At 69.2% G+C, this 16,086-nt stretch carries 17 protein-coding genes; 7 read left to right on the top strand and 10 right to left on the bottom strand.

The window, feature by feature from the left end:
- The 3 genes from BM228_RS23575 to BM228_RS23565 all read right to left on the bottom strand — a co-directional run.
- Nucleotides 1-436, bottom strand: a 436-nt coding sequence (locus BM228_RS23575) for an IS110 family transposase (RefSeq protein WP_139234173.1), incomplete at its 3' end; no start/stop codon positions are given.
- A 332-nt stretch (nt 437-768) separates the two neighbouring features.
- The gene (tsf, locus tag BM228_RS23570) at nt 769-1,695 is read right to left on the bottom strand and encodes a translation elongation factor Ts (protein WP_092044419.1); all 927 of its coding nucleotides are present in this window, start codon (nt 1,693-1,695) and stop codon (nt 769-771) included.
- A 115-nt stretch (nt 1,696-1,810) separates the two neighbouring features.
- Nucleotides 1,811-2,878 carry a 30S ribosomal protein S2 gene (locus BM228_RS23565; protein ID WP_092044417.1) on the bottom strand — a complete coding sequence of 356 codons (1,068 nt, stop codon included), beginning with the start codon at nt 2,876-2,878 and terminating at the stop codon, nt 1,811-1,813.
- A 226-nt stretch (nt 2,879-3,104) separates the two neighbouring features.
- Here BM228_RS23565 and BM228_RS23560 point away from each other — a divergent pair, with 226 nt between their 5' ends.
- Complete coding sequence (locus BM228_RS23560) at nt 3,105-3,362, top strand: hypothetical protein (protein WP_092044416.1); 258 nt, start codon at nt 3,105-3,107, stop codon at nt 3,360-3,362.
- Nucleotides 3,363-3,386: 24 nt separating this feature from the next.
- Here the strand turns inward: BM228_RS23560 and BM228_RS23555 are convergent, their stop codons facing one another.
- Together BM228_RS23555 and BM228_RS23550 are read right to left on the bottom strand one after the other, a co-directional pair.
- Entirely contained in the window at nt 3,387-4,127 is a 741-nt protein-coding gene (locus BM228_RS23555) for a pseudouridine synthase (RefSeq protein ID WP_092044414.1), read from the bottom strand.
- Entirely contained in the window at nt 4,124-5,029 is a 906-nt protein-coding gene (locus BM228_RS23550; protein WP_092044413.1) for a class I SAM-dependent methyltransferase, read from the bottom strand. The genes BM228_RS23555 and BM228_RS23550 overlap by 4 nt, the downstream gene beginning before the upstream one ends.
- A 185-nt stretch (nt 5,030-5,214) precedes the next feature.
- Between BM228_RS23550 and BM228_RS23545 the strand changes: the two genes are divergently transcribed.
- On the top strand, nt 5,215-7,293 hold the full coding sequence (locus BM228_RS23545; RefSeq protein ID WP_092044411.1) for a prolyl oligopeptidase family serine peptidase: 2,079 nt from the start codon (nt 5,215-5,217) through the stop codon (nt 7,291-7,293).
- A 115-nt stretch (nt 7,294-7,408) separates the two neighbouring features.
- On the opposite strand, the gene era is transcribed toward BM228_RS23545, so the two are convergent.
- The 5 genes from era to BM228_RS23520 form a co-directional block, all read right to left on the bottom strand.
- The gene (era, locus tag BM228_RS23540; protein WP_208612084.1) at nt 7,409-8,395 is read right to left on the bottom strand and encodes a GTPase Era; all 987 of its coding nucleotides are present in this window, start codon (nt 8,393-8,395) and stop codon (nt 7,409-7,411) included.
- The gene (gene rnc / locus BM228_RS23535) at nt 8,392-9,156 is read right to left on the bottom strand and encodes a ribonuclease III (protein ID WP_092044409.1); all 765 of its coding nucleotides are present in this window, start codon (nt 9,154-9,156) and stop codon (nt 8,392-8,394) included. Before rnc ends, era begins: the two co-directional genes overlap by 4 nt.
- A 23-nt stretch (nt 9,157-9,179) precedes the next feature.
- Nucleotides 9,180-9,980, bottom strand: a complete 801-nt coding sequence (gene lepB, locus BM228_RS23530) for a signal peptidase I (protein WP_092044408.1) — start codon at nt 9,978-9,980, stop codon at nt 9,180-9,182.
- A gap of 244 nt (nt 9,981-10,224) precedes the next feature.
- Entirely contained in the window at nt 10,225-10,635 is a 411-nt protein-coding gene (acpS, locus tag BM228_RS23525) for a holo-ACP synthase (RefSeq protein ID WP_092044406.1), read from the bottom strand.
- On the bottom strand, nt 10,632-11,381 hold the full coding sequence (locus tag BM228_RS23520; RefSeq protein WP_092044404.1) for a pyridoxine 5'-phosphate synthase: 750 nt from the start codon (nt 11,379-11,381) through the stop codon (nt 10,632-10,634). Before BM228_RS23520 ends, acpS begins: the two co-directional genes overlap by 4 nt.
- Before the next feature lie 364 nt (nt 11,382-11,745).
- Here BM228_RS23520 and rpsF point away from each other — a divergent pair, with 364 nt between their 5' ends.
- The 5 genes from rpsF to BM228_RS23495 all read left to right on the top strand — a co-directional run bounded on the left by rpsF (nt 11,746) and on the right by BM228_RS23495 (nt 16,040).
- Nucleotides 11,746-12,210 (top strand): 30S ribosomal protein S6, encoded by a 465-nt coding sequence (gene rpsF / locus BM228_RS23515; protein WP_092044403.1) that lies wholly within the window; start codon nt 11,746-11,748, stop codon nt 12,208-12,210.
- Between the two features lie 3 nt (nt 12,211-12,213).
- A complete protein-coding gene (rpsR, locus tag BM228_RS23510) occupies nt 12,214-12,471 on the top strand; it encodes a 30S ribosomal protein S18 (RefSeq protein WP_091712669.1) in 258 nt (85 codons plus the stop codon).
- A gap of 128 nt (nt 12,472-12,599) precedes the next feature.
- A complete protein-coding gene (locus tag BM228_RS23505) occupies nt 12,600-13,634 on the top strand; it encodes a hypothetical protein (RefSeq protein WP_092044401.1) in 1,035 nt (344 codons plus the stop codon).
- Between the two features lie 42 nt (nt 13,635-13,676).
- A complete protein-coding gene (gene rplI, locus BM228_RS23500) occupies nt 13,677-14,249 on the top strand; it encodes a 50S ribosomal protein L9 (RefSeq protein WP_092044400.1) in 573 nt (190 codons plus the stop codon).
- A 303-nt stretch (nt 14,250-14,552) separates the two neighbouring features.
- Nucleotides 14,553-16,040, top strand: a complete 1,488-nt coding sequence (locus BM228_RS23495; RefSeq protein WP_058194725.1) for a replicative DNA helicase — start codon at nt 14,553-14,555, stop codon at nt 16,038-16,040.
- Nucleotides 16,041-16,086: the final 46 nt, after the last annotated feature.

The raw sequence follows: 16,086 nt of genomic DNA, 5'->3' as shown, positions 1-16,086 counted from the left end.
GCGCCCGGTTCTTCTCGGCCGCCAGCATCTCGACGATCTGGCGGCGCCGGGCGACCAAGTCGGCCAGCAGCCGCGTGGCCGCGTCCGGTAGCGGCCGCACCGCCGGCCGGGTGGCCACCGCGAACCGGGCGATCACCGCGGCGTCGATCGGGTCCGACTTGGCCCGCTGGCCCAGCGCCTTGGCGAAGTGCCGGACCTGGGCCGGGTTGACCACCACCAGCGGCAGACCCGCCCCCGCCAGCGCGGCCGCCGCCACCTGCTCGAAGCCGCCGGTGGCCTCGATCGCCACCAGATCCGGCCCCAGCGCCTGCAGGCGCGCCACCAGATCGCTCAGGCCCGCGCCGTCGCGGGCGACCGCGAACGCCTGACCCTGCGGCAGGACATGCACGTCCAGCCGCGCCTTGCACACGTCGATCCCGACACACACCGGTCCCATCCCGCCCCACCCTTGCGCAACCGGGCTCTTGCGGCCCGAGCGACTGTCCGGGGTCGTGGAAGGGACGGGCAGGCTCCCAAGCTGAGGTGCGGGCTTCAAAGCCCCAGGATGAGCCGGGGTCCTGCCCGTCGCCGCGGATCCGACCTTACCAGATCGCGCGACACTGGACTTACAAGGATGAGGGGGGTTGGATGGGGTGGGAAAGGCGCCGCTCGGCCGCACCGCCTCGCGGCGCAAGCCGCCATCGAAGCCCCCCAATACAAAAGAAAACCCCGCCCGGCTTACGCCGGACGGGATCATAAAAAACGTCAGACCGAAGGGTCCAAAAAGAATCAGGCGCGGCCGGCCTGCTGGGCGACTTCGGTGGCGAAGTCCGGGCCGTCTTCCTTCTCGATGCCCTCGCCCAGCGCGTAGCGGACAAACGCGGTCAGGGTGACTGGGCCGCCGACCTTGCCGGCGGCTTCCTTGAGCACCTGGCTGACGGTCTTCGAGCCGTCATGCACGAAGGGCTGCTCCAGGAGGGTGACCTCCTTGTAGTAGCTCTTCAGGCCGCTCTCGACGATCTTGGCGAGCACGTGATCCGGCTTGCCGGCGTTCTTCTCGCGCAGGATGTTCGACTCGCGCTCCAGGGTCGCGGCGTCGACGCCGGAGGCGTCCAGCGCCACCGGGTTGGTGGCGGCGACGTGCATGGCGATCTGGCGGCCGAGGGCCGACAGGGCCTCGACGTCACCCTCGGACTCGAGGGCCACGAGCACGCCGATCTTGCCCAGACCGTCCGAGACCTGGCTGTGGACGTAAGAGGCGATGACGCCCTTTTTCACTTCGAGCTTGGCGACCCGGCGCAGGTTCATGTTCTCGCCGATGGTGGCGATCAGGCTCTGCAGCTTCTCCGAGACGGTCTCGGTTGCGCCCGGGAACTTGGCGGCCTGGAGGCCCTCCAGGGTGCCGTCGGTGTTGAGGGCGATCTTGGCGGCCTCGCGGGCGAAGGCCTGGAAGGCATCGTTGCGGGCGACGAAATCGGTCTCGGAATTCACCTCGACGATCGCGGCGTGATGGCCGGCGGACTCGACGGCGACCAGGCCCTCGGCAGCGACGCGGCCGGCCTTCTTGGCGGCCTTGGCGAGACCCTTCTTGCGCAGCCAGTCGATGGCCGCCTCGATGTCGCCCTGCGTCTCGTTGAGCGCGCCCTTGCAGTCCATCATGCCCGCGCCGGTCTTCTCCCGGAGCTCCTTCACCATCGCGGCGGTGATGTTGGCCATGGCGGTCCCTTTCGTGTGGTCTGGATGAGAGAGGCCCGGCGCGCGGGGAGCGGCCGGGCCCGATATGGCTGGATCCGCGACGCCCCGATGACGGGGCGCCACGACGGACCGAGGCTCAGACCGCGGCGGCGTCCTCGACGAAGCCGCGGGCCTGCGAGACCCACGAATCACGGTCGATGCGGCCGTTGAGCTTCAGGTCGGAATCGACCTTGGCGACCTCGTCCGGGGTCATCGCGGCGATCTGCCAGTAATGGTAGATGCCGGCATCGTTGAGCTTCTGGACGATCTGCGGACCGGCGCCGTGCAGCTTGGTCAGGTCGTCCGGCGCGCCGCGCGGGGCGGCGAGCAGCTCGAAATGCTCGGTGGTCTCGGCGAGCATCGCCACGTCGGCCGGATCGAGTGCGTCGGACTCGACTGAGACGGCCGCGTCGTCGTTGGCCGGCAGTTCCTCGGCCTGCGGCTCCTCGGAGGCGCCGAGATCGACACCCGACGAGCCTTGCGCCCGCGAGATGCCGTCGATGGCGGCCTTAGCGATCAGGTCGCAGTAGAGCGCGATGGCGCGGCCGGCGTCGTCGTTGGCCGGGACGATGTGGGTGATGCCGTCCGGGTTGCAGTTTGTGTCGACGATGGCGGCCACCGGGATCCCGAGGCGGTTCGCCTCCTTGATCGCCAGCTGCTCCTTGTTGGTGTCGATCACGAACAGCAGGTCGGGCACGCCGCCCATGTCCTTGATGCCGCCGAGCGCCTTCTCGAGCTTGTCCTTCTCACGGGACAGCATCAGGCGCTCCTTCTTGGTCAGGCCCGGGCCGCCGGTCTCCAGCGTCTCGGTGACCTTCCGCAGGCGCGCGATCGAGCCCGAAATGGTCTTCCAGTTGGTGAGCATGCCGCCCAGCCAGCGGGAATTGACGTAGTACTGGGCCGAGCGCTTGGCGGCGTCAGCGATCGTGTCGGCCGCCTGGCGCTTGGTGCCCACGAACAGCACGCGGCCGCCCTTGGCGACGGTGTCGCTCACGGCCTGCAGCGCGGTGTGCATCGCCGGCACGGTCTGGGCCAGGTCGATGATGTGGATGTTGTTGCGGGTGCCGAAGATGTACGGTTGCATCTTCGGGTTCCAGCGGTGGGCCTGGTGACCGAAATGGGCGCCCGCCTCGAGGAGCTGACGCATAGAGAAATCGACGGCCATATCTTTGTACGCTCCGGTTGGATCCGCCGCGGAGGGATGCAGCCGCCCAAGAATTCGGGCGGCCACCGGAAGACGCCTCATTCAGGCATGAGGCCGGCTCCGCGTGTGGGATGGGCGGGCGCTTAGCAGAGCCCGGGGCGGGACGCAAGGATTCGGGTGACGCGGATGGGGTAGCCGCCCATCAGGAGCTTGCAACCCGGCACCTTCGACACCGATAATGCCCAGCATGGCTGCCGTGGCGTTCGATACGCTGAAATTCGCCCGGACGCTCCGGGACAAGGCCAAGCTCTCGACCGAGCAGGCCGAAGGTTTGGCCGATGCCATGGCCGAAGCGCTCCAGGGCGATCTCGTCACGAAGGCGGATCTGCGCGTCGAACTGGCGGAGACCCGAGCCGAGATCGTACGCTGGGTCGCCGGGTTGATCGGCTTTCAGACGCTCGCGATCATCGGAGCCGTGGTCGCCCTCGCCCGGTCGCTCCACTGAGGCCGTAGCCCGGCAGCGGGGTGTTCAGCCCCCCGCGAAAATGGCCGCCACATCCGCCTCGTTCATCACCCGATATCCCCCGGCCGGCAGGTCCGTCGGCAGGTCGAGTCCGCCGACCCGGTCCCGGTGCAGCGCCACGACATGGTTGCCGATTGCCGCGAACATCCGGCGCACCTGATGATAGCGCCCCTCGGTCAACGTCACCGCGCAATGGGTCGGATCCTCCACCTCCAGCTGCACCGGCAGCAGGGGGCGCTCCTCGCCCTCCAGCATCAGCGTGCCGGACGCGAAGGTCGCTCCCTCGGTGCCGTTGAGCGGCCGGTCGAGGGTGACCCGGTAGCGCTTCGCCACCTTCGCCTTGGGGGCGATGATCCGATGCAGCAGCGCGCCGTCGTCGGTGAGCAGCAGCAGGCCAGAGGTCTCCTTGTCGAGGCGCCCCACCGTGGAGAGCGGCGGGTCGCGCCGGCGCCAGCGCTCGGGCAGCAGCCCGTAGACCAGCGGGCCGGCCTCCTTGTGCGAGCACGTCACGCCCAGCGGCTTGTGCAGCATCAGGCACAGGCCGGGCAGCGGATCGACCGGTGCATCGTGGATCGTCAGCCGCGTCGGGAGATGGGGATCGAGGGCGATCCGTTCGCCGGCATCCGCCACCTCGGCGCCGTCCAGCCGGATCGCGCCAGCGCGCGCCAGCCCCTGGATCTCGCGGCGCGACCCGTAGCCGAGATTGGCGAGCAGCTTGTCGAGGCGAACGGACTTCGCCGCCTTCATCGGCGCGCCTCGTAGACCCGGTAGCCCCCCGCCTGCACCGCCACCGAGACGTCGCGGAACGCCGCGCCCAGGGCCGTCTCGTAGGGCAGGTGCGCGTTGGCGACGAGCCACAGCGTGCCGCCCTTGCGCAGAGCCTCCGCGGCCCGGGTGATGAAGGTGCGGCCGAGCGCCTGATCCTCGGTTCCGCCATCGTGGAACGGCGGGTTCATGACGACGAAGTCGAGGCCGTCCGGCACCGTGCCGGCGGCCCGGATATCGGCCCAGAGGATCGTCGCCCGGGGATCGGCGACGTTGCGGCGCGCCATCTCGACGGCCCGGCGATCGATCTCGACGAGCGTCAGCGCGGTCACGGCGGACGAGCCCAGGATCGCCCGGGCGAGGATCCCGAGGCCGCAGCCGAGATCGGCCCCCTTGCCCTTCAGGGGCGGGAGATTGGCCAGGAGCAACGCCGTGCCGGGATCGAGGCGGTCCCAGGAGAAAACGCCGGGCTGCGTGCACAGGGCGAGGTTGTCGACGTGGCGGGGGCCGCCCTCGTCGATCGCCGTGGCAAGCCCGGCCGGCTCGGGCGGTCGCACGAGCCTGCAGATCCGGTGGTGGCGGCGCGGCTCGTCGGCGGCGTGACATGCGAAGGCGGCCAGTTCCTTGGCCAGCCGAGCGCCACCCCGGTCTTTCGGGGCGAGCGCCAGCATCCGTCCGCCGGGCACGAGGGCCCGCAACGTGTGAGCGAGCACGTAGCGCCGCTCGATCGTGCCGGGCGGTGCCAGCACGGTCACAGCATCGAGGCTGCCCTCGGACAGATCCTCCAGCCGGGCGGAGCCGGGAATGAGAGGGGAAACCTGGACGGCGTCACCGGGAACCTCGGCGAGGTCCACCGGCGGCAGGCCGTAGACGGCATGGCGCATGAGATATTCGGGATCTTGAGTGCCGGCACCGGAACGCGAATCCACTGAGGAGCGGGAAACCCGCACCCGACTCGGATCATCCGGGGGGAACGTCGCTTGTTAACCGGAATGGTCCCGGAAGCCCAGCCTCCGGGTCGGTGCCGACGCGGTTCCCGAATCTCCGAAGGTGGGTCTATCCTGTCAGCATGACCGCTCCGACCGATCCGCGCCCGACCCTCCAGCACCCGGACGACGATCCCTACCTCTGGTTGGAGGAGATCGACGGGCCGGAGGCGCTGGCTTGGGTCGAGGCGCGCAACGCCGAGACCCTGGCCCGCTACGGCGATGCCGCCTTCGCCCGGGACCGTGACACCGCGCGCACCATCCTCGACCGACCGGAGCGCATCCCGTTCGTCTCGCGCCGGGGCGGGCTGCTCTACAATTTCTGGACGGATGCCGAGCACCCCCGCGGCCTGTGGCGGCGCACCGACGAGGCGAGTTTTCGCACGGAATCGCCGGCCTGGGACATCCTGCTCGACCTCGATGCGCTGGCCGCCGTGGAGGGCGAGGATTGGGTCTGGGCCGGGTCCCTGGTCTTGAAGGACGGTCACGACCGCGCCCTGCTGTCCCTCAGCCGGGGCGGCGGCGACGCCAAGGTCGTGCGCGAGTTCGACCTGATCAGCCGCAGCTTCGTGGCCGACGGCTTCGTCCTGCCGGAGTCGAAGGGCGGTGCGGCTTGGCTCGACCGCAACACGCTGCTGGTTTCGAGCGCCTACGGCGACGGCATGGCCACGCGCGCCGGCTACCCGCGCACCGCGCGGATGCTGTCGCGCGGGTCAGACCCGCAGGCCGCCGCAGTGCTGTTCGAAGTCCCCGAGACCAGCATGGCCGCCTGGGCCTCGGTCGATCGGGAGACTGGCGTCGAGCGGCTCGTCTTCGTCGATCAGGTCGGATTCTTCGACACCAAGATCCATCTCGGCGACCGGACGGGCCCACGCACGCAGCCCGACCTGCCCTCGGACGCGGATGTGCAGATCGATCGGGACCAGATCGCCGTGCGGCCACGTCAGCCGTGGCGCGTGGGCGGCACCGAGCACGCGACCGACACCGTGCTGGCGATCTCGCTTTCGGAGTTCCTTGCCGGAAGCCGCGCCTTCACGGTGCTGTGGCGGCCGGACGAGCGCCGGGCGCTCCAGGACGTGTTCTGGTCCGCCGGACGCCTGTTCGTACATGCCCTCGACGACCTGCGGCCGACCTACACGGTCTGTACCCCTGACAAGGGAGGCTGGACGACGCGGCCCTTGGAGGGGCTGCCGAGTCTGGGCAGCGTCCATGTCTGGCCCCTCGACGGCGACCCCGAAGAGGCGGACGGCACCCTGCTCGCCACGGTGCACGACCCGGTGACGCCCGCGACGCTGCTCAGCATCCCGCCGAGCCTCGAAGCGCCCACGGTGCTGCGCCGGACGCCGCCGGTCTTCGATGCCCAGGGTCTGCGGGTCACCCGCCACGAGGCGGTTTCGGCGGACGGCACGCGCGTTCCCTACGTCCAGACCGGCCCGGACGGGCTGACCGGCGAGGCGCCGTTGTACCTGACCGCCTATGGCGGCTTCCGGGTTCCGTTGCTGCCGGGCTACCAGCCGGTCTTGGGCAAGCTCTGGCTGGAGCGGGGCGGCACGAGCGTCGTCGCCAACATCCGCGGCGGCGGCGAGTTCGGCACAGCCTGGCACGATACCGGGCGCCGGGAGGGCAAGGCCCGGGCGCATGATGATTTCGCCGCGGTCGCGGCCGATCTCGTGGCGCGCGGCGTGACCCGGCCGGGCCGGATCGCCGCGGAGGGCGGCTCGAACGGCGGCCTGCTGATCGCCAACATGCTGACGCGGTATCCGGAGCGGTTCGGCGCGCTGTTCTGCACGATCCCGCTGATCGATATGCGCCGCTACACCAAGCTCCTGGCCGGGGCGAGCTGGATCGCAGAATACGGCGATCCGGACGATCCGCAGGACTGGGCCTTCCTCAGCGCGATCTCGGCCTACCACACGGCCGAAGCGGGCCGGCCCTACCCGCCGATCCTGCTGGCCACCAGCCGCCGCGACGACCGGGTGCATCCTGGCCACGCCCGCAAGATGGCCCGGAAGCTCAACGCCCTCGGCTACGACGCGTCCTTCTACGAGCCCGCGGCCGGGGGGCACGGCTACGGCAAGGACAACGCCGAGACAGCGTCGTTCCTGGCGCTCGGCCTGAACTTCCTGCGCCGCTCAATCGGCTGGGATGTACCGGAGGCCTGAAAACCCGGTTTCAAAAGGTCTTTGACCTTTTGCGGGTCCAGGGCAGAGCCCTGGTCTCTTCAGGGGCTCCGCCCCCGAACCCCGCCAAAGGGCCTTGCCCTTTGGAAACCCGGGTTCAGCCGCGGGGGAATTCCAGGCCCATTTCGCGATAGCGGGCAGGATCGTCGGCCCAGTTCTCGCGCACCTTCACGTGCAGGAACAGGTGGACCTTGGCATCCGCCGCCTCGGAGATTCCGATGCGGGCCGCCTGCCCAATTGCCTTGATGGTCTGGCCGCCCTTGCCGAGCACGATCGAGCGCTGGCTCTCCCGCTCGACGAAGATCGTCTGCTCGATCCGCACCGAGCCGTCCGGCCGGATCTGCCACTGGTCGGTCTCGACCGTGGAGCGGTAGGGCAGCTCCTCGTGGAGCCGATCGTAGATCTTCTCCCGAGTGATCTCGGCGGCGAGCATGCGCAGCGGCGCGTCCGAGACCTGATCCTCCGGGTATAGCCACGGGCCGGCCGGCATCCGGACGGCGAGCGCCCGGCGCAGATCGCCGACGCCGTCGCCCTTGAGGGCCGAAATCATGAAGGTTTCGGCAAACGGCGAGGCCGCGTTGAGCTTGGCAGCGAGATCGAGCAGCCGCTCGCGCGGAATCAGGTCGATCTTGTTGAGGATCAGCATCTTCTCGCGCTTCACATCGCCGAGCCGGCTCAGGATCGCCTCGACCTCCTCGTCCAGGCCCTTGCGGGCGTCGACCAGCAAGCAGACCGCATCCGCATCAGCCGCGCCGCTCCAGGCCGAATGGACCATCGCCCGGTCGAGGCGGCGCTTCGGCGCGAAGATGCCGGGGGTGTCCACCAGGATGACCTGGGCCGAGCCCTCGATCAGGATGCCGCGCACCAGCGCCCGGGTCGTCTGCACCTTGCGCGAGACGATCGACACCTTGGTGCCGACCAGGTTGTTGAGCAGCGTCGACTTGCCGGCATTCGGCACGCCGATCAGCGCGACGAAGCCCGCCCGCGCATCGGCGGGCGTACCGGGAAGCGCCGTGGGCGCCTTCGGGGCTGGCCGCTCGGCAGGACCGTCGTCCAGTCCGTCGTCTTGATCGTGTTCGGTCATGCTGTCTCCGTCGGCCCCGTCTCCGGGACGGTGCCGATTCCCTCGCGCTCCATCAGCGCGCGGGCGGCCTCCTGCTCGGCGACACGCTTCGAGGTGCCCTCGCCATGGCCCGGCTCGAGCCCCTCGACCTGTACGGCAATGCGGAAGCGCGGCGCATGATCCGGGCCGGTGCGCTCGACGACCGCGTAGACGGGAATCGGCAGGCCCCGGCCCATCGCCCATTCCTGCAAGGCAGACTTCGCGTCGCGCCCGCGATGCGCTGACAGAGGCTCGGTCGGGTGGAAATGCGCCTCGACGATCGCCCGGGCCGCGTCGAAGCCGGCATCGAGGTAGACCGCACCGAGGATGGCTTCACACACGTCGGCCAGGATCGTCTGGTTGCGCCGGCCACCGCCCATCACCTCGCCCTGGCCGAGGATCAGGTGCGGCCCGACCTCCCAGGAAGCCGCCACCACCGCGCAGGTCTCCCGGCGCACGAGGCCGGCGAGCCGGCGCGACAGGTCACCCTCGTCCGCGTCGGGAAAGGCGGAATAGAGCCGGTCCGCCACCGCGAGCCCGAGCACGCGATCGCCCAAAAATTCCAGGCGCTGATAGCTGCCGCCGCGGCCGGTGGCCTTGCTGGTATGGGTCAGGGCTCGGGTGAGCAGGGTTTGGTCGGCGAAGCTGTGGCCGATCCGCTCCTCAAGGGCAGCGAGCGGCGGCCGCGGCTTGTGGGAGCGCCGCGCCCGCGAAGACGGCCGAGCCTGTGCAGCCTCGTCCAAGTCCGGCTCTGAGTCCGGGCCGGTCAATGGATCGTCGAGAACAGGCGCGACCAGCGTACGTGGGCCGGCCAGTTCCAGAGCTGCCAGGCCGGCGTGCCCTCGTCGATCGAGAAGAAGATCATCTCGGCGCGCCCGACCAAGTTGGCGAAGGGCACATAGCCGACGCTGGCGAGGTCGCGCGAATCGGTGGAGTTGTCGCGGTTGTCGCCCATCATGAAGAAGTGGCCGCTCGGCACGGTGTAGAGCTCGGTCTTGTCCCAGAAGCCGTTGTCGCCGTCGCGCTCGATCACCCGGTGGACCACACCGTTGGGCAGCGTCTCGAGGTATTGCGGAACCTTGGTCGCCTGGCCGTAGGGATCGGTGGTCTCGTAATCGGCGATCCGCTCGCGCTTGACCGCCTTGCCGTTGATGTTGAGCACACCGTCGATCATCTGGATCTTATCGCCCGGCAGGCCGATCACGCGCTTGATGTAATCCGTGGCATTGTCCTTGGGCAGCTTGAACACGGCGATGTCACCGCGCTTAGGCTCCGCCGCCCAGACGCGCCCGTCGGCCTGGATCGGGATGTATTCCGAAAGCGGCAGCGAGTATTTCGAGTACCCGTAAGAGTACTTCGAAACGAACAGGTAATCGCCGATCAGCAGGGTCGGCACCAGCGATCCGGACGGGATGTTGAACGGCTGGAACAGCAGCGTCCGCACCACCAGGGCGATCAGCAGCGCCTGAATGCCGACCTTCAGGGTCTCGCGGATGCTGGCCCAGGTGCCGGTCTCGGCCTGTTTCATCAGCGGCTTGCCGTCGTGATCCACGCGTGCGCGTTCCATCTTCAGACTCAGATTCCGTCGCCGGAGCAGGCTCCGGCGCTTCCGTTATCGCATGATGGCTTCGGAAAACCGGACTCCGCTTTTCCGCATCATACGCCAGCCGCCCGCGGCCCCGCCGCTCGCGGCTGATCTGCGGTTGTCCCGAGGAATGCGCCGCAATCGTGTCCGCTGGTGCGGCGGTCTAGACCAAGCGCGAGCCCCCCGCAACGCGCGAGGGCGGCAGGCTAATCCACCGGCCGGGATCTCAACGGGGCGGAAGCATCGGCAAAGCCTCGATGATCACGAAGGCTTGAGCCATCGGCGGGTCATCCGTCAGGCTGACATGCAGCCGGCCCTCGTGGCCCGGGGGCAGCATCTCGGCCAAGCGCGCCGCCGCGCCGCCGGAGAGCCGCAGGGTCGGCTGGCCGGAGGGCAAGTTGACCACCTCCATGTCGCGCCAGAACACGCCGTTGCTGAGACCGGTGCCCAGGGCCTTGGCGCAGGCCTCCTTGGCGGCGAAGCGCCGGGCATAGCCCGGGGCGCGCGCGGCGCGGCGGTCGCAGCGTGCCCGCTCGCCATCGGTGAACACCCGGTGCGTGAAGCGGTCGCCGTGGCGCGCCAGGGTCAGGCCGATCCGGTCGATGTCGCAGAGGTCCGAGCCGATGCCGATGATCATGGGCGCCGCGCGCGATCCATGGCGGTCCGCATGTCCCGCACGGCCTGGGCGAGGCCGACGAAGATCGCCTCGGCGATCAACGCGTGGCCGATATTCAGCTCCCGGATTTGCGGCAGCGCCGCCACCGGCCCGACGCTCTCGACGGTGAGCCCGTGCCCGGCATGGATCTCGAGGCCGAGCCCGGCGCCATGTTCGGCCGCCCGCTTGATCCGCGCCAGCTCGTGGGCGATGCGCGCCCGATCGCCGGCAATGGCGGCCTCGCAGTAGCTGCCGGTATGCAGCTCGACCACCGGCGCCCCGAGCGCCCAGGCGGCCTCCATGATCGCGGGCTCCGGCTCGACGAACAGCGAGACGCGGATACCGGCTTCGGCCAGGGCGCCAATGCGTGGGGCGAGGTGATCGCGCCCGCCGATGATATCGAGGCCGCCCTCGGTGGTGCGCTCCGCGCGCTTCTCCGGCACCAGGCAGGCGGCGTGCGGCCGGGTCGCCAGGGCAACCGCCACCATCTCGTCGGTCGCCGCCATCTCGAAGTTCAGCGGCACGGTGAGGTCGCGCTTCAGCGCGGCGATATCGGTGTCGCGGATGTGGCGGCGATCCTCGCGCAGATGCGCGGTGATGCCGTCAGCCCCCGCCTCGACCGCCAGCAGGGCCGCCCGCACCGGGTCGGGATAATGCTCGCCGCGGGCATTGCGCACGGTGGCGACGTGGTCGATGTTGACGCCGAGGCGCTGTTTTTCCGATGTCATGGGCTCGTTCGTCCCGGGGCGCCACGGTCCGGCCGGCGCCCTCGAACCGCCGATATGCTGGCGTTGCGCCTCACCGGCAAGACGGGTCGGCTTACCAGCCTGTCGCTGCTCCCCGGTCTTGCCAGACGCACGAAAACCGCTTATGCGCCGCCCCTCGCGTTCGCTCCGGCCGGGGGCTGAACGGATGGTGCCGCTTGCGGTATAGGGTCTTCACCGATCCGTCGTCCGGTGTCTCCGCCTTCGATCAACCGCTCGGGCCTGAAAATCGGCTCGAAGGGCTTGGCGCCGAGCGTCTCGCGAATGAACCGGCCCGAACCAGCCGCTTGTCAGCGGCCGGGCTCCTTTTGACACTGAAAGGCCCGATATGCCTCTCTACGAGCACGTGCTCTTGGCCCGGCAGGACGTGACGTCCCAGCAGGTCGAGACGATGATCGACACCTACAAGGGTGTGATCGAGCAGAACGGCGGCCGCCTCGAGAAGATCGAGATGTGGGGCGTGAAGTCCCTGGCCTACCGCATCAAGAAGAACCGCAAGGCGCATTTCGCGCTCCTCAACATCGACGCCCCCCCGGCCGCCATCGCCGAGATGGAGCGCCAGATGCAGATCTCCGAGGATGTGCTGCGCTTCATGACCGTCCGGGTCGAGGATCTCGATTCCGAGCCGTCGGCGATGATGCAGAAGCGCGACCGCGACGACCGCAAGGATCGCGAGCGCGGCCGGCGTCGCGACGATGACGGCTTCGGTGGCGGCTTCGGCGGCGGCGACCGTCCGGACCGTGGGGATCGCGGTGGCGATCGTCCCGAGCGCAGCTTCGGCGGGGAGGCCTAAGCCATGGCATTTGGTGCTGGTGCTGGTGCGGGCGGCGGACGCCGTCCCTTCTTCCGTCGTCGCAAGACCTGCCCGTTCTCCGGCGCGAATGCGCCGAAGATCGACTACAAGGACGTCAAGCTTCTGTCCCGCTACGTGTCCGAGCGCGGCAAGATCGTGCCGTCGCGCATCACCGCGGTCTCGGCCAAGAAGCAGCGTGAGCTCGCCCAGGCGATCAAGCGCGCCCGCTTCCTCGGCCTGCTGCCCTACGTGATCAAGTAGGTCTCGAAATCGGCCGGCCCGGCATCGATCCGGGCCGGCTTTCACCGAGAGCGATCTGGCATCGCTCGATCGTTGGGGCGCAGCGTCGCCTCTAACCCTGCCGGACCGGCAGCGGGACAGCGGAACCCATGGCAAACCATATAGGCATCGGTATCGGCGCGGGCCTCGTCTCCGCACTCCTGTTCGGGGTGCTGTTGAAGGCGACCCCGCTGGCGATCGTGCTCTACCTCGTAGCGCCACTGCCGATCTTGATCGTCGGCCTGGGCTGGAGCCACAAGGCAGCCCTCGCCGCGGTGGCGGCCGGCAGTCTCGCGCTCGCCCTGGTGATCGCGCCCTTCATGGGCCTCGCCTTCGCGGCCTACATCGCCCTGCCCGCCTGGTGGCTCGCCTACCTGACCCTGCTGGGTCGGGAGACGCCGTCGGGCCTCGAATGGTACCCGACCGGCCGCCTGCTCGGCTGGACCGCCGCCACGGCCGCCCTCGCCTTTATCGCGATCGCGGTCCTGTCCTCGCCGAACCACGCGGCCTTCGACACGCAGCTGCGCGGGCTCGCCCGCACCCTGGTGCAGGTGCGCGACCCCGCCGCCCGCCCGACGATCGAAGCGCGCCGCGCCGACGCCCCGCAAGCCGAGACCGGCGAGTCGGGTCCGGACGCGGCTCCCGAGCCGGATGCGGCGCCCATGACCGGCTCGGACGAGGCCGAGGTGACGCGGAGCGAGGTCGCTGACGCCCTGGCGCGGGTCGTGCCCGCCTTCGCGGCCAACGGGCTCACCCTGCTCCTGACCTTCTATCTCTGGGCCTCGGCCAAGATCGTGAAGATCTCCGGCCGCCTGCCCCGGCCCTGGCCGGACCTGCCCTCCACCGCCATGCCGCGCGCGACCTTGGTGACCCTGGCGACCGCCGTGCTGATGTGTTTCGCCCCCGGCTTCGTCGGCGTGTTCGGCGTCGCGCTGGTCGGCGCGTTCAGCGCCGCCTTCGCGCTCCAGGGGCTTGCCGCCTTCCACGACCGTTCGCGCGGCCGGCCGGGGCGCGGGCTGATGCTGTTCGGCATGTACCTGATCCTGTTCGTGACCCAGGGCGTCGCCCTGGTGGCACTCACCCTGTTCGGCCTGGCCGACACCGCCCTCGATCGCCGCCGTCCCAAGGACAACCCGGCGCCGTGAGTCCCCGGCCCGTGAGGCCGACCAACTGAAGGAGTGAAGACGATGGAAGTGATCCTGCTCGAGCGCGTGGCCAAGCTCGGCCAGATGGGCGAGACCGTGAATGTCCGCCCGGGCTTCGCCCGCAACTTCCTGCTCGCCCGCGGCAAGGCCCTGCGCGCGACGGAATCCAACAAGAAGCACTTCGAGGCGCAGCGCGCCCAACTCGAGGCCCGCAACCTCGACCGCAAGAAGGACGCCGAGGCCGTCGCCGAGAAGCTGAACGGCCAGAGCTTCATCCTGATCCGCCAGTCCGGCGAGACCGGCGTGCTCTACGGCTCCGTCTCCACCCGCGACCTCGCCGAGGTGGTGGCCAAGGAGGGCTTCACCGTCGACCGCGGCCAGTTCATCCTGAACCAGCCGATCAAGACCCTCGGCCTGCACAACGTCCCGGTGGTGCTGCACCCCGAGGTCGAGGTTCAGGTCACGGTCAACGTTGCCCGCAGCCCCGAAGAGGCCGAGCGTCAGGCCCGCGGCGAGTCGGTCACCGAGCGCGAGGCGTTCAACCTCGACGACCTCGGCCTGGAAGTCGGCGCGGCGCTGGCCGATGCCGGCGAGGGTGCCGACGACCGCGGCTGATTCGTTTGGGACGCCTGGGCTGCGCTGCTCCGCAAGGGCTCTTTGTCCCTCGCGGGGCAGCGTAGCTAACAGGCCTGTATACCGGTGAAGATTGGGGATCATTGACCCCGAGACTTGACACGTTCCAGTTTTGTTCCAGCATGGACGCCCGCCCCTCGCGAGAGTCGGCGGGCGTCCGTTCGTCCGGGCCGAGGCCCGGATGAACCGGCCGTCGGCTAGGCTTCGGTAACCATACCGTGGCCAAGGTCGCGCGGTGTGATCCTGGTGCGCCCGTTCCGGCGCCTGATTCGGAGTCGTCCGCCGATGGCCCTGCCCAATGCGCTCACGGCCAAGCTGGAAGCCGTTCAAGCCGAGTACCGCGTCGCCCCGCACAACATCGATGCGGAGCAGGCGCTGCTCGGCGCCATCCTGGTGAACAACGATGCCTATTACCGGGTGTCGGACTTCCTCCTGGCCGAGCACTTCATGGAGGATGCCCACCAGCAGATTTTTTCCGTGGCGGCGTCCCTGATCCGGGCCGGCAAGCTCGCCACGCCCATCACCATGAAGACCTATCTGGGCGATGCCGATTTCGGCGGCCAGACGGTAATGCAGTACCTCGCCCGGCTCGCCGCCGACGCGACCACCGTGATCAATGCCGGCGCCTACGGCCGGACGATCTACGACCTCGCCATTCGCCGCCGGCTGATCACCATCGGCGAGGATCTGGTGAACGGCGCCTACGAGGCGCCGGTGGAGCAGGCGCCCCGCGACCAGATCGAGGAGACCGAGCGCCGGCTCTACGAGCTCGCCGAGGCGGGGAAATACGACGGCGGCTTCCAGAAATTCTCGGACGCGCTCACCGCCGCGGTGGACATGGCCGCCAAGGCCTACCAGCGCGACGGCAAGCTCTCGGGCATCGCCACCGGCCTGTCCGACCTCGACGCCAAGATGGGCGGCCTGCAGCCCTCCGACTTGATCATCCTCGCGGGCCGCCCGGCCATGGGCAAGACCTCGCTGGTGACCAACATCGCCTTCAACATCGCCAAGGCGTATCGCGGCGAGAAGGCGGCCGACGGCACGATGCAGACCGTCAATGGCGGTATCGTCGGATTCTTCTCCCTCGAAATGTCGGCCGAGCAGCTCGCCACCCGTATCATCGCCGAGCAATCGGGCGTGCCCTCGTACAAGATCCGCCGTGGCGACATCCGGCCGGAGGATTTTTACAAGATCACCGACGCCGCCCGGGACATGCAGACGATCCCGTTCTACATCGACCAGACCGGCGGCATCTCGATCGCCCAGCTCGCTGCCCGGGCCCGGCGCCTGAAGCGCCAGAAGGGCCTGGACCTGCTGATCGTCGACTACCTGCAGTTGCTCTCCGGCTCCGGCAAGCGCAGCGACAACCGCGTGCAGGAGATGACCGAGATCACCACCGGCATGAAGGCGCTGGCCAAGGAGCTGGCGGTGCCGATCATCGGCCTGTCGCAGCTCTCCCGTCAGGTCGAGAACCGCGACGACAAGCGCCCGCAGCTCTCGGACCTGCGTGAATCCGGCTCGATCGAGCAGGACGCCGACGTGGTGATGTTCGTGTTCCGCGAGGAATACTACGTCAACAACAAGAAGCCCCGCGAGGGCACGGAAGAGTTCTTTGCCTGGGAGGCGGAGATGAACCGCGTTCACGGCAAGGCCGAGGTCATCCTCGGCAAGCAGCGCCACGGCCCGACCGGCACGGTGGAGTTGCAGTTCGACGCCAACATCACCCGGTTCTCGAACCTCGCGCAGAGCGAGAGGCTACCGGAGCAGATGTGATAAATTGTTGCCGCCCGTGTGAACGGGCGGCTGCGAGGAGGCGGTC

It is taken from the genome of Methylobacterium pseudosasicola (genome assembly GCF_900114535.1).
Classification (GTDB): Bacteria; Pseudomonadota; Alphaproteobacteria; order Rhizobiales; family Beijerinckiaceae; genus Methylobacterium; species Methylobacterium pseudosasicola.
Note: the sequence above shows the minus strand (reverse complement) of the source record. Positions and strands in the feature narration are given on the sequence as shown.

Coding starts and splice junctions, on each gene's coding strand:
- rplI (WP_092044400.1), top strand. CDS start 13,677: ATGGAAGTGATCCTGCTCGAGCGCGTGGCCAAGCTCGGCCAGATGGGC.
- tsf (WP_092044419.1), bottom strand. CDS start 1,695: ATGGCCAACATCACCGCCGCGATGGTGAAGGAGCTCCGGGAGAAGACC.
- lepB (WP_092044408.1), bottom strand. CDS start 9,980: ATGGAACGCGCACGCGTGGATCACGACGGCAAGCCGCTGATGAAACAG.
- rpsR (WP_091712669.1), top strand. CDS start 12,214: ATGGCATTTGGTGCTGGTGCTGGTGCGGGCGGCGGACGCCGTCCCTTC.
- BM228_RS23495 (WP_058194725.1), top strand. CDS start 14,553: ATGGCCCTGCCCAATGCGCTCACGGCCAAGCTGGAAGCCGTTCAAGCC.
- rpsF (WP_092044403.1), top strand. CDS start 11,746: ATGCCTCTCTACGAGCACGTGCTCTTGGCCCGGCAGGACGTGACGTCC.
- BM228_RS23545 (WP_092044411.1), top strand. CDS start 5,215: ATGACCGCTCCGACCGATCCGCGCCCGACCCTCCAGCACCCGGACGAC.
- BM228_RS23520 (WP_092044404.1), bottom strand. CDS start 11,381: ATGACATCGGAAAAACAGCGCCTCGGCGTCAACATCGACCACGTCGCC.
- BM228_RS23560 (WP_092044416.1), top strand. CDS start 3,105: ATGGCTGCCGTGGCGTTCGATACGCTGAAATTCGCCCGGACGCTCCGG.
- BM228_RS23555 (WP_092044414.1), bottom strand. CDS start 4,127: ATGAAGGCGGCGAAGTCCGTTCGCCTCGACAAGCTGCTCGCCAATCTC.
- era (WP_208612084.1), bottom strand. CDS start 8,395: ATGACCGAACACGATCAAGACGACGGACTGGACGACGGTCCTGCCGAG.
- BM228_RS23550 (WP_092044413.1), bottom strand. CDS start 5,029: ATGCGCCATGCCGTCTACGGCCTGCCGCCGGTGGACCTCGCCGAGGTT.
- acpS (WP_092044406.1), bottom strand. CDS start 10,635: ATGATCATCGGCATCGGCTCGGACCTCTGCGACATCGACCGGATCGGC.
- BM228_RS23505 (WP_092044401.1), top strand. CDS start 12,600: ATGGCAAACCATATAGGCATCGGTATCGGCGCGGGCCTCGTCTCCGCA.
- BM228_RS23565 (WP_092044417.1), bottom strand. CDS start 2,878: ATGGCCGTCGATTTCTCTATGCGTCAGCTCCTCGAGGCGGGCGCCCAT.